At 74.9% G+C, this 12,832-nt stretch carries 14 protein-coding genes; 4 read left to right on the top strand and 10 right to left on the bottom strand.

Features of this window, described 5'->3' with window-relative positions; translation table 11 throughout:
- From VGB14_20840 to VGB14_20825, 4 genes are all read right to left on the bottom strand, one after another.
- The coding region (locus VGB14_20840; GenBank protein ID HEX9995379.1) for a PAS domain-containing protein at positions 1-433 on the bottom strand (433 nt) is incomplete at its 3' end.
- 261 nt (positions 434-694) lie between these two features.
- Positions 695-1,276 (bottom strand): DUF1990 domain-containing protein, encoded by a 582-nt coding sequence (locus VGB14_20835; GenBank protein HEX9995378.1) that lies wholly within the window; start codon positions 1,274-1,276, stop codon positions 695-697.
- 17 nt (positions 1,277-1,293) lie between these two features.
- Complete coding sequence (locus VGB14_20830) at positions 1,294-1,566, bottom strand: hypothetical protein (protein HEX9995377.1); 273 nt, start codon at positions 1,564-1,566, stop codon at positions 1,294-1,296.
- Positions 1,567-1,745: 179 nt separating this feature from the next.
- Complete coding sequence (locus VGB14_20825; protein HEX9995376.1) at positions 1,746-4,538, bottom strand: vitamin B12-dependent ribonucleotide reductase; 2,793 nt, start codon at positions 4,536-4,538, stop codon at positions 1,746-1,748.
- A 312-nt stretch (positions 4,539-4,850) separates the two neighbouring features.
- Between VGB14_20825 and VGB14_20820 the strand changes: the two genes are divergently transcribed.
- Entirely contained in the window at positions 4,851-5,051 is a 201-nt protein-coding gene (locus VGB14_20820; protein HEX9995375.1) for a hypothetical protein, read from the top strand.
- Positions 5,052-5,093: 42 nt separating this feature from the next.
- On the top strand, positions 5,094-5,843 hold the full coding sequence (locus tag VGB14_20815; protein HEX9995374.1) for a pyrimidine reductase family protein: 750 nt from the start codon (positions 5,094-5,096) through the stop codon (positions 5,841-5,843).
- Between the two features lie 419 nt (positions 5,844-6,262).
- Here VGB14_20815 and nrdR read toward each other — a convergent pair whose 3' ends face one another.
- A complete protein-coding gene (nrdR, locus tag VGB14_20810; protein HEX9995373.1) occupies positions 6,263-6,733 on the bottom strand; it encodes a transcriptional regulator NrdR in 471 nt (156 codons plus the stop codon).
- A gap of 54 nt (positions 6,734-6,787) precedes the next feature.
- Complete coding sequence (locus VGB14_20805) at positions 6,788-7,204, bottom strand: LysM domain-containing protein (protein HEX9995372.1); 417 nt, start codon at positions 7,202-7,204, stop codon at positions 6,788-6,790.
- Positions 7,205-7,387: 183 nt separating this feature from the next.
- On the opposite strand from VGB14_20805, the gene lexA reads away from it, so the two are divergent.
- Positions 7,388-8,041 (top strand): transcriptional repressor LexA, encoded by a 654-nt coding sequence (lexA, locus tag VGB14_20800; GenBank protein HEX9995371.1) that lies wholly within the window; start codon positions 7,388-7,390, stop codon positions 8,039-8,041.
- Between the two features lie 25 nt (positions 8,042-8,066).
- Here lexA and VGB14_20795 read toward each other — a convergent pair whose 3' ends face one another.
- The 4 genes from VGB14_20795 to VGB14_20780 all read right to left on the bottom strand — a co-directional run bounded on the left by VGB14_20795 (position 8,067) and on the right by VGB14_20780 (position 11,232).
- Positions 8,067-8,531, bottom strand: a complete 465-nt coding sequence (locus VGB14_20795; GenBank protein ID HEX9995370.1) for a peroxiredoxin — start codon at positions 8,529-8,531, stop codon at positions 8,067-8,069.
- A gap of 91 nt (positions 8,532-8,622) precedes the next feature.
- Positions 8,623-9,762 (bottom strand): succinyl-diaminopimelate desuccinylase, encoded by a 1,140-nt coding sequence (gene dapE / locus VGB14_20790; protein ID HEX9995369.1) that lies wholly within the window; start codon positions 9,760-9,762, stop codon positions 8,623-8,625.
- The gene (locus tag VGB14_20785; protein HEX9995368.1) at positions 9,759-10,583 is read right to left on the bottom strand and encodes a 2,3,4,5-tetrahydropyridine-2,6-dicarboxylate N-succinyltransferase; all 825 of its coding nucleotides are present in this window, start codon (positions 10,581-10,583) and stop codon (positions 9,759-9,761) included. Before VGB14_20785 ends, dapE begins: the two co-directional genes overlap by 4 nt.
- 226 nt (positions 10,584-10,809) lie before the next feature.
- On the bottom strand, positions 10,810-11,232 hold the full coding sequence (locus VGB14_20780) for a RidA family protein (protein ID HEX9995367.1): 423 nt from the start codon (positions 11,230-11,232) through the stop codon (positions 10,810-10,812).
- Positions 11,233-11,367: 135 nt separating this feature from the next.
- Here VGB14_20780 and VGB14_20775 point away from each other — a divergent pair, with 135 nt between their 5' ends.
- Positions 11,368-12,666, top strand: coding sequence for an acetyl-CoA hydrolase/transferase C-terminal domain-containing protein (locus VGB14_20775; protein HEX9995366.1), 1,299 nt, complete (start codon positions 11,368-11,370; stop codon positions 12,664-12,666).
- Positions 12,667-12,832: the final 166 nt, after the last annotated feature.

Below are 12,832 nucleotides of genomic sequence, written 5' to 3'. Positions count from 1 at the left end.
CCGCCCTGGCCTCGGCGACCAGGCGCAGGCGGGCGGCGGTCGCCTCGTCGACCTCGCCGACCGGTCCGGGACGGTCGCCGGCGGGCACCGTCAGCCCGACCAGGCGGAGCTCGCCGTCCTCGTCGGCCACCCGCACGACGGCCCCGACGACGGCCAGCTCCTCGCCGGAGCGGGCCCGCGTGCGCCGGCGCACGACGCTGACGTGCCCCTCGGCCGCCCTGGCCGTGCTGCGCCGGGCGACCTCCTCCTCGTCGGCCACGCCGAGCAGGGCTATCACGCTGCGGCCCCTGGCCTCGTCGGCGGTGTGGCCGTAGCACCGGGTGGCCGTCTGGCCCCAGCGGACGACGACGCCGGACGCGTCGGTCACGACGGCGGCGGCGTCCGGGGCCGACAGCAGATCGGCCCACGCGGCAGCGCTGGGCAGCTCGGCCATGGCGACCCGCAGCCTAGGTGGTGCGCCCCGCCCGCCGCGCCAGTGCGAGGCCGCCCGGTCACGATCGGCGCGCACCCGCGCGGCCGGTCGGAGCGCGGCCGGGAGCGAGCCGGGCGCGGTCGGCGCCGCCGGTTCGGTGCGGTCCGGCGGGCGACGCTGGCGCGCCGCGGCCGGGGGGTTCGCGCGCCGCCCGGTCAACCGGGTCGGCCGGCGACTCGGACGACGGGCGAGGGCGCCGCGCCGAGCGGCCGACCCCGCCGGTCAGCCGGGCCGGCGTGCCGCCCGGGCGAGGGTGGCGAGGTAGCGGCGGTGCGCGAGGCCCTGGAACCGGCGGACCAGCGGGGCGAGCGCCCTGGCCAGGGGCGGCCCGGGCTCGGCGTCGACCCGGACGGTGGCCGTCACCGTCCCGTCCGGCCGGCGCTCGACCACGATCCCCTGCTCGCCCCGCTCCGGATGGCCGGGGAGCGTCCCGTAGGCGAACGCGAACCGGTCGGGCTCGTCCACCACGGCGACCACCCGGACGGGGATGCCCATGGCGACCGGGGCCGGCGGCAGCACGAGCACGGCCGTCTCGCCCTCGACGACCGGCGCCCGCCGCGGGTGGACGCGACAGCCGATCCCCCGCTGCGGTGCCCACGTCCTGGCGGCCTCGACGGCGGCCCGGAACGCCTGGTCGCCCCGGCCCAGCTCGCGGGTGCCGGCCCGGGCTCGCCGGGGGTTCGGCGTCGGGTCGTGCGTGCTGCCGATGTGGTCGTAGGTGAGGTCGGCGGCCCTGGCCGCCTCGAGGGCGGCGTCGAGGGCGGCCCGGGTGGTCGGCAGGACGAGGACCCCGCCGACCCGCACGGCGCCGACGCCGACGACTACCGCCGCCTGGCGTCGCCGCGGTGGGACAGCATCCCGACCCGCTCGCCGATCACGATCAGCACGACCGCGGCGGCGATGGCGATCACCGAGCCGAGGAAGTTCAGCTCGAAGACGTCACCGGTCCCGATGGCGTTGGCCACGACCCCGCCGACGACCGACCCGATGAGCCCGAGCAGCAGCGTCATCCAGATGCTGAGGTGCTGGCGGCCAGGGACGAGCAGCCGGGCGAGGACGCCGACGACGAGGCCGAAGACGATGAACCCGATCATGGTCTGCTCCCCGGGACGGTGGACGTGGACGGCGCCGACGATCTACCCAGGCGGACCGTTCGCCAAGACGAGCCCGGCTCCCGCCGGCGCCGGCGGGTCGCCGGGGACGGTTCGGCGCCCGGCCGCCCCGTCCCCGCACCACCGCGATGCGCCGCCCGCCGCAGCGGGCCGCCGAGCGCTCAGCTGCAGCCGCTGGTCGTCCCGCAGCTCGGGCAGGCGTGGCAGCTCCCGGCCCGGATCATCTGGACGCCGCACTGGTAGCAGTAGGGCGCGTCGCTCGGCGCCGCCGTCGCGTCCCGCACGTCGACCCGGTCGTCGACGAGGTCGAGCAAGGTCGAGGCCGACTCGATCGAGGGCGGGTCGGCGACCACGTCGTGGCCCTGGACGGTCTCGATGACGGTCTCCTCGACCCCGGGCAGGGTCGGCTGGATGCGCTCGTCGACGGTGAGGATGTTGAGCTCGGCCCGCTCCTCCTTCGTCAGGTACTCGACGGCGAGGCGGCGGAAGATGTAGTCGACGAGGCTCGAGGCGAAGCGGATGTCCGGGTCGTCGGTCATGCCGGCCGGCTCGAAGCGCATGTTCGTGAACGCCTCGACGAAGGCCCGCAGCGGCACCCCCCACTGGAGGCCGTGGCTGACGGAGATGGCGAAGGCGTCCATGATCCCGGCCAGGGTCGACCCCTGCTTCGACACCTTCATGAAGATCTCGCCCGGCCGCCCGTCCTCGTACTCCCCGACCGTCACGAACCCCTTGCAGTCCGCCACCCGGAAGGCGATCGTGCGCGACCGCCGCGACCGGGGCAGCTTCTCCCGCCGGGGCGACGCCACGACCCGCTCGACCACGCGCTCCACCACGCGGGTGGCCTCGGCGGCCGGCTCCTTCGCCGCCTCCTTCTTGGAGGACAGCGGCTGGGCCACCTTGCAGTTGTCGCGGTAGATGGCGACGGCCTTGAGGCCGAGCTTCCAGGCCTCGAGGTGCAGCCGCTCGACCTCCTCGACGGTGACCGACTCGGGCATGTTGACGGTCTTCGAGATGGCCCCGCTGATGAAGGGCTGGACCGCCCCCATCATCTGGACGTGCCCGCGGTAGTGGATGGCGTTGTCGCCCATCGAGCAGGCGAACACGGGCACGTGCTCGGCGGCGAGGTGCGGCGCGCCGGCCACGGTGCCGTGCTCGTCCACGTGGGCGACGATCTCCTCGATCTGCGACTCCGCGTAGCCGAGGCGGCGCAGCGCCCGCGGGATCGTCTGGTTGACGATCGTCATCGTCCCTCCGCCGACCAGCTTCTTCATCTTCACGAGGCCGAGGTCGGGCTCGATGCCGGTCGTGTCGCAGTCCATCATCAGGCCGATCGTGCCGGTGGGGGCGAGCACGGTCGCCTGCGAGTTGCGGACGCCGAACTCGTCGGCCAGCTCGCACGCCTCGTCCCAGGCCTGCTGGGCGGCGCCGAGCAGCTCGGCGGGCACCAGCTCCTCGTCGACCCCGGCCACCGCCTCCCGGTGCTGGCCGAGGACGCGCAGGAGGTGCTCGCGGTTCTCGGCGAAGCCGGCGAACGGGCCCATGCGGGCGGCCGTGCGAGCCGAGACGGCGTAGGCGTGGCCGGTCATGAGCGCGGTGATCGACGCCGCCCACGCCCGCCCGGCCGCCGAGTCGTAGGGCAGCCCGAGGGCCATGAGGAGGGCGCCGAGGTTGGCGTAGCCGAGGCCCAGCTGGCGGAACTGCCGGGACGTCTCGGCGATGCGCTCGGTGGGGTAGTCGGCGAAGCCGACGAGGATCTCCTGCGCGGTGAACACGACCTCGACGGCGGCGGTGAACCCGTCGACGTCGAAGCGGCCGTCCTCGTCGAGGAACGCCAGCAGGTTCAGCGAGGCCAGGTTGCACGCCGAGTTGTCGAGGTGCATGTACTCGCTGCACGGGTTCGAGGCATTGATGCGACCGGTCGCCGCCGCCGTGTGCCAGCGGTTGATCGTCGTGTCGAACTGGAGGCCGGGGTCGGCGCACTGCCAGGCGGCCTCGGCGACCTGGCGGAACAGGTCCCGCGCCGGCAGCCGGCGCAGCACCTCGCCGGTCGTGACCGCCCGCAGCTCCCAGTCGTCGCCCCGCTCGACGGCCTGCATGAACTCGTCGGTGACCCTGACCGAGTTGTTGGCGTTCTGGTACTGGATCGAATGGCTGTCCCGGCCGTCGAGGTCCATGTCGAACCCGGCCTCGCGGAGCGCCCTCGCCTTCTGCTCCTCGCGGGCCTTGCACCAGATGAACTCCTCGACGTCGGGATGGTCGACGTCGAGGATCACCATCTTCGCGGCGCGCCGGGTCTTGCCGCCGGACTTGATGGTGCCCGCCGAGGCGTCGGCGCCCCGCATGAAGCTGACCGGCCCGCTCGCCGTGCCGCCGCCCTTCAGCGGCTCGAACGACGAGCGGATGCGGCTCAGGTTGATGCCCGAGCCCGAGCCGCCCTTGAAGATGTTCCCCTCCTCGACGTACCAGTTGAGGATGGAGTCCATCGTGTCGTCGACGGCGAGGATGAAGCAGGCCGACGCCTGCTGGGGCACGCCGGCGACGCCGATGTTGAACCACACCGGCGAGTTGAAGGCGGCCTTCTGGGTGACCACGAGGTGCTTCAGCTCGGCCCGGAAGACCTCGGCCTCGCGGTCGTCGACGAAGTAGCCGCCGCGCCGGCCCCAGTCGGTGATCGTGTCGACGACCCGGTCGACCACCTCGCGCAAGGACGACTCCCGCTCCGGCGTGCCGAGCGTGCCCCTGAAGTACTTCTGGGCGACGATGTTGGTGGCGTTCTGCGACCACGAGACGGGGAACTCGACGTCGCGCTGCTCGAAGGCGACCTTGCCGTCCCGGTAGTTCGTGATCCGGGCGTCGCGCCGCTCCCACAGCACCTCGTCGTAGGGGTCGACCCCGTCGGTCGTGAAGAAGCGGCGGATGCCGATGCCGGTCTGCTCGGGGGCCAGCGCCATGTCGCGCACTCCTTCTCCGGGGCTGGGTCGCCGAGTGCGACACCAGATGTAGTGGCCGTACCGGGTTCCAACACCCGGGGACCACAAGATGTGCCCGAAATTACAGCACCGTAACTACAGCCGTGTCAATGCGGAGCGCAGCGCGAAGGCGCAGGTCAAGGGGGTGCTCGCGAAGGTTCCCGTGTGTGCTCGTGCTCACGAGCGGCTCCCTCCCCCCAAGGTCTCCCCCGGCCACACCACCGGGCGAGCCCACCGTTCCACACCCCCGCGCTGCGCTCCTCTGGTCGGCGACGACCCTACGAAGGCCGCGCTGTGGAACGAAAGGGGAACATCGTGTGGATCTCCGGTGGACGGCTGGTGGACGACGGCTCGCGCCACCACGCCGGGGACGGGGGTTCGCGGACCGCGCGCGTCGGGTACCGGTGTGCCGTGCTCTACACCCTCTTGATCATCCTCGTCGTCGTCGCGATCGTGGTCCTCGTCATGCGGGGCGCCGGGCGGCGCCGCCTCTAGCCCTCGGGCTGCGGCGGGCGCCGGCCGGGCTACCGTCCGCCGGTGCGACGCCTGTTCCCGGCCGGCGACCCCTCCCCCGTCGACCTCGACGCCGCCTACGGCGAGGCGGCCACCCGGTGGCCGGTGCCCGACCGGCCGTGGGTGCTCGCCAACATGGTGTCGAGCATCGACGGGGCGACCGCCGTCACGGGCGTGTCCGGCCCGCTCGGCGGCACCGCCGACCGGGCCGTGTTCGCCGCCGTCCGGACGGTGCCCGACGTGATCGTCGTCGGCGCCGGCACCGTGCGGGCCGAGCGCTACGGGCCGCCGCGGTCGACCGACGAGCGGCGGCGCCGTCGCGCCGCCCGGGGCCAGCACCCCGTCCCCCGGATGGCGATCGTGTCGGCCGGGCTCGACCTCGACGTGACGACGCCGCTGTTCACCGAGGCCGAGCAGCGCCCGCTCCTCCTCACCACGGCCGCCGCCGACCCGGCCGCCGTGGCCCGAGCCGAGGAGGTCGCCGACGTCGCCGTGGCCGGGGACGACCTGGTCACCGCGGCCGGCGCCCTCGCCGAGCTGTGGGCGCGGGGGGCGCGGACCGTGCTGTGCGAGGGCGGTCCCACCCTCCTCGGCGTGTTCGTCGCCGCCGGCCTGCTCGACGAGCTGTGCCTGACGTACGCGCCGCTGCTGGTGGCCGGGGCGTCGGCGAGGATCGCGGCCGGGCCCTCCCCCGCCGCGCCGATCGGGATGCTCCTCGCCCACGTCCTCGAGGAGGACGGCACCCTGTTCCTCCGCTACGTCCGCCCCGCCTGACGCCGGGCCGCCCGGTCCGGCGGTGGCGAACGGGGCGGCGCTCGGCGCTCGCCGACGTCGAGCGGCCTCCCGGGCGGGGCACCGGCGAGGTCCGCGGCACGCCGCCCGGAGCGCCGGTCCCGCCCTCGCCCGTCGGTGCCCGGCGCTCCCGGCCCCGGTGCCCGGCCACGCGGGCGTCACCCCGCCTTCGTTCGGCGCGTCTCGCGGTCGCCGGCCGTTCCACTCTCGCCGACGTACGGCGCGTCGCGCCGCCGCCGGCGCCTTCCGCCCTCGCCGACGTACGCCACGCCGCCCGGTGCAGCCCTGTCCACGCCCGCCGTGCGGTCGTGCGGAGCCGCCGGGTCCGGCCTACCCCGGCACCCCGGGGCTGGCGGACGGCGGACGCCCGGCGCACGCCGGCGGCCGGGCCAGGCGACCGGTCAGTGGCGCTTCGGCTCGGTCGCCTTGGTGAGGAGCACGAGCTCGCGCTCGAAGTCCTCGACGCCCTCGAAGCCCTTGTAGACGCTGGCGAAGCGCATGTAGGCGACCGGGTCGACGGCGCGGAGCCGCTCGAGGACGCGGAGCCCGATCTGCTCGCTCGGCACGTCGCCGACCCCGTCGAGGCGCAGTCCTTCCTCGATCTCGGCGGCGATGTCCTCCATCTGCTCGCTCGTCACCGGCCGAGACTTCGCCGCCGCGGCGATGCCCTCGACGATCTTGCGGCGGTCGAACGGAACCCGCTGGCCCGAGCGCTTGACGACGAGCAGGGGCACCTCTTCGAGCCGCTCGAACGTCGTGAACCGGCGACCGCAGGTGAGGCACTCCCGGCGACGGCGGATGGCGGACCCGTCGTCGGCCTGGCGGGAGTCGACCACCCGATCGTCGACACTGGCGCACCGAGGGCACCGCACGCCGCCGACGCTACCGCCCACCGCGGCGCACCGGCCTCGCGCGGACGCCGTGGCTCAGGGCACGACGAGCACGTCGCCGCGTTGGACGGAGGTGCCGCCGTTGGCGGCGACGAGCTGGTCGACGAGCGCGCGGACGTCGCCGCTCGGCTGGGCCCGCCTGGCCACCGACCAGATGGAGTCGCCCGGCTGGACCACGTACCTGGCCGCGGGGTCGGCGGCCGATGACGCCGCGCCGGCCGGGGTGGGCGCGGGCGAGCCCGCCAGCGCCGCCGTCAGCACGGCGGACAGGCCGGCGACGAGCACGAACAGCACGGCCAGCGCGGCGACGCGGCGCCGGCGGTACACCGAGGGGTGGAGCCGACGGTGACGGGAACGGGGGTCGGCGCCGCCGATGACCAGGCGCAGCTGGGGGCGGGGCGCCTCGGGAGCGTCGATGCGGGGCTGGGCGGCGGAGCGGGTGATCGCGGCCATGGGGCGATTCTCCTCAGGGGGTGTGACACTTATGGCCGCCGGTCGGGCGCTCCCGGGCCCGGCCGATGGCCAAACGGGTGTTCGTCTGCCGTGCAGCAGACCACGTACGCGTGTTCGTGTCAACCCCGGATGCGAACGGGTGTTTGCCCCGCCTCGCTCACCGTGCTACCTTGCGCCAAACGCATGTTCGACCAGGAGGCACCGATGCCCGACGGCTCCCTCACCTCCCGTCAGCGGGAGATCCTCGACGTCATCGAGCGCCACCTGCGAGCGCGCGGCTACCCGCCCTCGGTCAGGGAGATCGGCGAGTCGGTGGGGCTCACCTCCCCGTCGACGGTCCACGCCCACCTGGCCACGCTCCAGCGCCTGGGCTACCTCCGGCGGGACCCGACCAAGCCGCGCGCCATCGAGGTCCGCTACGACGCCGCCTCCGGCGCCGCGGTGGAGCGCCGGCCGATGCGGCACGTCCCCCTCGTCGGCGACGTCGCCGCCGGGACCAACGTCCTCGCCCAGGAGAACGTCGAGGAGCTGGTGCCGCTCCCGGCCGACTTCACCGGTGAGGGCGACCTGTTCATGCTCCGGGTGAGGGGCGACTCGATGGTCGAGGCCGGCATCGTGGACGGCGACTTCGTGGTCGCCCGCGTCCAGGAGACCGCCGACAAGGGCGACGTCGTCGTGGCCGGCATCCCCGGCGAGGAGGCGACGGTGAAGACCTTCGACCGTCGCGGGGGCCAGGTCGTCCTCGTGCCCCACAACCCTCGCCTGGAGCCGATGGCCTTCGACCCCGGCGACGTGACGATCTACGGGCGGGTGGTCACCGTGCTGCGCAAGCTGTAGCGGGGCGGCGGCGCCGACGGGCCGGTCAGGCGGCGAGCTTGGCGAGCGCCTCGCCGTAGCGCTCGTGCTCGCGCGGCGTGCCGAGCGTGTCGGTCCCGAACACGTCGACGACCCGCCCGTCCCGGTCCACGACGAAGGTCGCCCGGTTGGCGCAGCCGAGCGCCTCGTTGAACACGCCGTAGGCGCGGGCGACGGCGCCGTGCGGCCAGAAGTCGGACAGCACCGGGAACTGGTAGCCCTGCTCCTCGGCCCACTTCCGCTGCGACGGCCCCGGGTCGCACGACACGGCGAGGACCTGCACGCCGGCCGACTCGAACGGCGCGAAGTCGTCCCGCAGCTGGCACAGCTCGCCCTGGCACACCCTGGTGAAGGTGAACGGATAGAAGACCACGACGACGGGGCGATCGCCCCGGAACGACGACAGGCGAACCGGGCCACCAGCGGTGCTCGGCAGCTCGAAGTCCGGAGCCTCCTGACCGACCTCGATCATCGACGTCCTCCTCGTCCGTCCCTGGGCAACGACGGGGAGTGTACGGGCGGTGTTGCGGCCCCCGGTCACTGACCGCGTCGGCGGCGGTGCGCTACGGGCCGCGGTGGAGCAGGTCGGCGAGGGCGGAGTGGACGCGGTCGAGGTCGGCTCGGTCCACCCGCTCGTCGACGTGGTGGGCGAGCGTGGGGTCGCCCGGGCCGAAGTTCGCCGCCGGCACGCCGGCCGCGGCGAAGCGGGCGACGTCGGTCCAGCCGAGCTTGGCCCGCACCTCGAGGTCGTTGCGCTGCACGAGCGCGGCGAGCACCGGGTGGCGGTGGGACGGCGCGGCGGCGGGCGCCATGTCGACGAGCTCGACGGTATCGCCCTCTTCGAGGAACGGCGCCACGACCGAGCGGACGTGGGCCTCGGCCTCCTCCGGCGTGCGGTCCGGCGCAAACCGGTGGTTGAGCACGAGCGTCGCCCGGTCGGGGACGACGTTGCCGGCCACGCCGCCCTCGACGCCGACGGCCTGGAGCGCCTCCCGGAAGCGGCAGCCGTCGAGCTCGGGCTGGCGGGCGTCGTACGCGTCGAGCGCGGTGAGCAGGCCACCGAGGCGGTGTACGGCGTTGCGCCCCATCCACGGGCGGGCCGTGTGCGCCCGCTCGCCCCGCAGGGTCACCTGGAGGCGAAGGGTGCCCTGGCACCCCGCCTCGATGGCGGCGCCGGTCGGCTCGCCGAGCAGGGCGGCGTCGCCGGCCACGAGGTCGGGGCGGTCCCGCAGCAGGTGGCCGAGGCCGTTGTGCTCGGACTCGATCTCCTCGCCGGCGTAGAACACGTAGGTGACGTCGACGGCCGGTTCGGCGACGGTCGTGGCGAGGTGCAGCAGGACCGCCACCCCGCCCTTCATGTCGCACGACCCCAGCCCCCAGAGGGTGTCGCCGTCCAGGCGGGCCCGCCCGTTGCCGTTCTCGGGAACCGTGTCGGTGTGGCCCGCGAGGACGAGCCGGTAGCGGCGGCCCAGCGTCGTCCGCGCGACGAGGTTGTCGCCGTGGCGGTCGACGGTGAGCCAGGGCGACGACCGGAGGGCGGCTTCGAGGTGGTCGGTGACGGCCCGCTCGTTCCGGCTGACCGACGGGATGTCGACGAGCGACGCCGTGAGGGCGAGGAGGTCGGTGCCGTCGGCAGGGCCGGGTGCGGCAGCGGACGACGACGCCGGCGACGAGGACGCCGCGGCCGGCGACGGAGCGGTCACGAGACCGACACCTCGTGGGTCCGGAGGATGTCGTTCAGGCGGGCCTTGTCGTGGCGCTCGCCCTCGGTGAGCCGCCGAAGCACGAGCACGCACGGCAGGCCGAACTCGCCGCCCGGGAACTGGCGCCGCCGCGACGCCTGGATGCCGACGGACCACGGCGGCACGACGCCCCGACCGAGCTCGTCGCCGGTCTCCGCGTCGATCACCGGGATCGACGGGTTGAGGATCACGCCCTCGCCGAGCACGCTGCCCCGCCCGACCCGGGCGCCCTGGGTGATCATCGACCGGCTCCCGATCATCACCTCGTCCTCGATGACGACCGGTGCGGCCTGCGGCGGCTCGAGCACCCCGCCGATGCCGACCCCGCCGGAGAGGTGGACGTCGGCGCCGATCTGGGCGCACGAGCCGACCGTCGCCCACGTGTCGACCATCGTGCGGGCGCCGACCCGGGCCCCGATGTTCACATAGCTCGGCATCAGCACGACGCCCCGGTCGAGGAACGCCCCGAAGCGGGCCGACGCACCTGGGACGACGCGGACGCCGAGGCGCTCGAAGCCGCCCTTCAGCGGGATCTTGTCGGCGTACTCGAAGGGGCCGATCGTCGTCGTGTCCATCCGGGCGAGGCGGAATAGCAGCAGGATCGCCTCCTTCAGCCACTGGTGGACGACGACCTCGCCGTCGACGATCTCGGCCACCCTCGCCTCGCCCGTGTCGAGCAGGGTGACGGCGTCGAGCACGGCACGGCGGGCGTCGGCGTCGTCGGGGTCGACCTCGGCCCGCCGCTCCCACAGCTCCTCGATGGTGGCGCGCAGGTCGGCCATGCCGCGCAGGCTAGTGGCCGACCCGGCGACGGCCGCCCGGCACCGAGCCCGGCGAGACGGCGGCCACCGGGGGCGGCGGCCGGGCGTCGGCGACACGACGACTGCGGCGGCGACGGGGCGGCGCGTCGGCGTATCCGACGAGGGGCGTCGGCGACCGGTCGCGCCGGGCGTCGGCGACGCGGCGACGCCGCGACGGGCGAACGGCCGACCGGCGGGCCGCCCCTGGTCACGGCCCCGGTGGACGATCGTCGTCGCCCCGGTCCACGTACGCGATGGCCTCGATCTCGACCAGCATCTCGGGCTCGGCCAGCAGGGCCTGGACGGTCGTGCGGGCTGGCGGGTCGGTCGGGAAGACCTCGGCGAACACCGCGTTCATCGCCGGGAACGAGCCCATGTCGGCGAGGTAGACGGTGCACTTCAGCACGTCGTCGAGGGTCGCCCCGGCCTCGGCCAGCACGGACTCCACGTTGGCGAGCGCCTGGCGGGCCTGCGCCGCCACGTCGCCGACCCCCACCAGCCGCCCGCTGCCGTCCCAGGCCACCTGGCCGGCGGTGACGACCACCCCGCCCCAGGTCGCCCCCGGCGAGTAGGGATACGACGGCCGGGGCTGGAAGGCGAGGTTCTCGGGCCGCAGCGTTCGTCGGGGCATGGCACTCCTCCGTTGGGCGGGGGTGACGGGCTGGACGGCCCGGCGGCCCAGCGGCCCGGCGGACGGCGGCGCACGCCCCCCGGCACCACCGCTCCGGTCGCGTCGGCCCCGGCGCGGCGGGGCAGGCTAGCGGCCATGCCGGAGCCGACCCGCCGCCGGGCGAGCCTCGACCCCGCGCCGTCGGCCGAGGCCGTCGTCGACCACCTGCGCCCCGGCACCGACGTGATCGTCCCCCTCGCCAACGGCGAGCCGGTCGGCCTGCTCGACGCCGTCGAGGACGCGGCGGCCACGCTCGACGCCGTCAAGGTCCACCAGATGCACGCCCTCCACGACCGGCCCTACCTGCACGGGCGGCACGGCGACCGCCTGCGCCACGTCTCCTACTTCCTCTCCCCCGTCACCCGGCCGGCCTTCCACGAGGGCGGCCTCGACCTCGTCCCCGCCCACTTCAGCGAGGTCCCCGCCGTCCTGCGCCACCGGGCCCGCCACCCGCTCGTGCTGGCCGCCGCCTCGCCGCCCGACCGCCACGGCTACTTCTCCCTCGGCACCAACGCCGACTACGTCGCCCCGCTCATCGGGCACGTGCCGTTCTTCCTCGAGGCCAACGCCAGGATGCCGAGGACGTTCGGCCGCAACCAGGTCCACATCACCCAGGTGGTGGGGTGGACCCAGGCCGACTACGAGCTGGTCGAGGTGCCGCCGGCCGAGCCGGGCGAGGTCGACCTGGCCATCGCCCGCCACGTGGCCGAGCGGATCCCCGACGGGGCGACGATCCAGGCCGGCATCGGGTCGATCCCGAACGCCATCCTCCGCTGCCTGGTCGACCACGAGGACCTCGGCGTCCACACCGAGCTGTTCAGCGACGGCGTCATCGACCTGGTGCTGCGGGGCGTGGTCACCGGCGCCCGGAAGCGCCGCAACCCCGGGAAGATGGTGACGACGTTCGCGCTCGGCACCCGGGCGCTCTACGACTTCCTGCACGAGAACCCGGCCGTGGAGCTGCTGCCGGTGGACGAGGTGAACGACCCGAGGGCCATCGCCAAGGAGCCCGGCTTCGTGTCGGTGAACGCCACGACCGAGGTCGACCTGCTCGGCCAGTGCGCCTCGGAGACGATCGGCGGCCGCTACTGGTCGGGCAGCGGCGGCCAGGCCGACTTCGCCAGGGGCGCCATGTACAGCGAGGGCGGGATGGCGTTCATCGTGCTGCGGTCGACGACGACCGACGGGACCGTCTCCCGCATCCGGGCCCAGCTCACGCCCGGGTCGGTGGTGACCACGCTGAAGAACACCGTCGACCACGTCGTCACCGAGTGGGGGGTGGCCGAGCTGCGGGGCCGGACGATCAGGGAGCGGGCCACGGCGCTGATCGCCGTCGCCCATCCGGGGTTCCGCGACGGCCTCGCCGCCGACGCCCGCCGGCTCGGCTACCTCTAGGCCTGCGGCGCGGGCGGCCCGAGCCCGGCGGCCTCGGCTACCCCTGCGGCCCCGGCGGCGGCGCCCACCCCGAGCCCGGCGGCCCCGGCGGCCCCGGCGGCGGCGCCCACCCCGAGCCCGCCGGACCCGGCGGCCCCGGCGGCGGCACCCACCCCGAGCCCGCCGG

The sequence above is a fragment of the Acidimicrobiales bacterium genome (assembly GCA_036399815.1).
GTDB lineage: Bacteria > Actinomycetota > Acidimicrobiia > Acidimicrobiales > DASWMK01 > DASWMK01.
Note: the sequence above shows the minus strand (reverse complement) of the source record. Positions and strands in the feature narration are given on the sequence as shown.

What these genes read in the sequence shown, in the direction of transcription:
- VGB14_20830 (HEX9995377.1), bottom strand. Translation starts at nt 1,566, where the DNA reads ATGATCGGGTTCATCGTCTTCGGCCTCGTCGTCGGCGTCCTCGCCCGG.
- VGB14_20825 (HEX9995376.1), bottom strand. Translation starts at nt 4,538, where the DNA reads ATGGCGCTGGCCCCCGAGCAGACCGGCATCGGCATCCGCCGCTTCTTC.
- VGB14_20805 (HEX9995372.1), bottom strand. Translation starts at nt 7,204, where the DNA reads ATGGCCGCGATCACCCGCTCCGCCGCCCAGCCCCGCATCGACGCTCCC.
- lexA (HEX9995371.1), top strand. Translation starts at nt 7,388, where the DNA reads ATGTTCGACCAGGAGGCACCGATGCCCGACGGCTCCCTCACCTCCCGT.
- VGB14_20795 (HEX9995370.1), bottom strand. Translation starts at nt 8,531, where the DNA reads ATGATCGAGGTCGGTCAGGAGGCTCCGGACTTCGAGCTGCCGAGCACC.
- VGB14_20785 (HEX9995368.1), bottom strand. Translation starts at nt 10,583, where the DNA reads ATGGCCGACCTGCGCGCCACCATCGAGGAGCTGTGGGAGCGGCGGGCC.
- VGB14_20780 (HEX9995367.1), bottom strand. Translation starts at nt 11,232, where the DNA reads ATGCCCCGACGAACGCTGCGGCCCGAGAACCTCGCCTTCCAGCCCCGG.
- VGB14_20775 (HEX9995366.1), top strand. Translation starts at nt 11,368, where the DNA reads ATGCCGGAGCCGACCCGCCGCCGGGCGAGCCTCGACCCCGCGCCGTCG.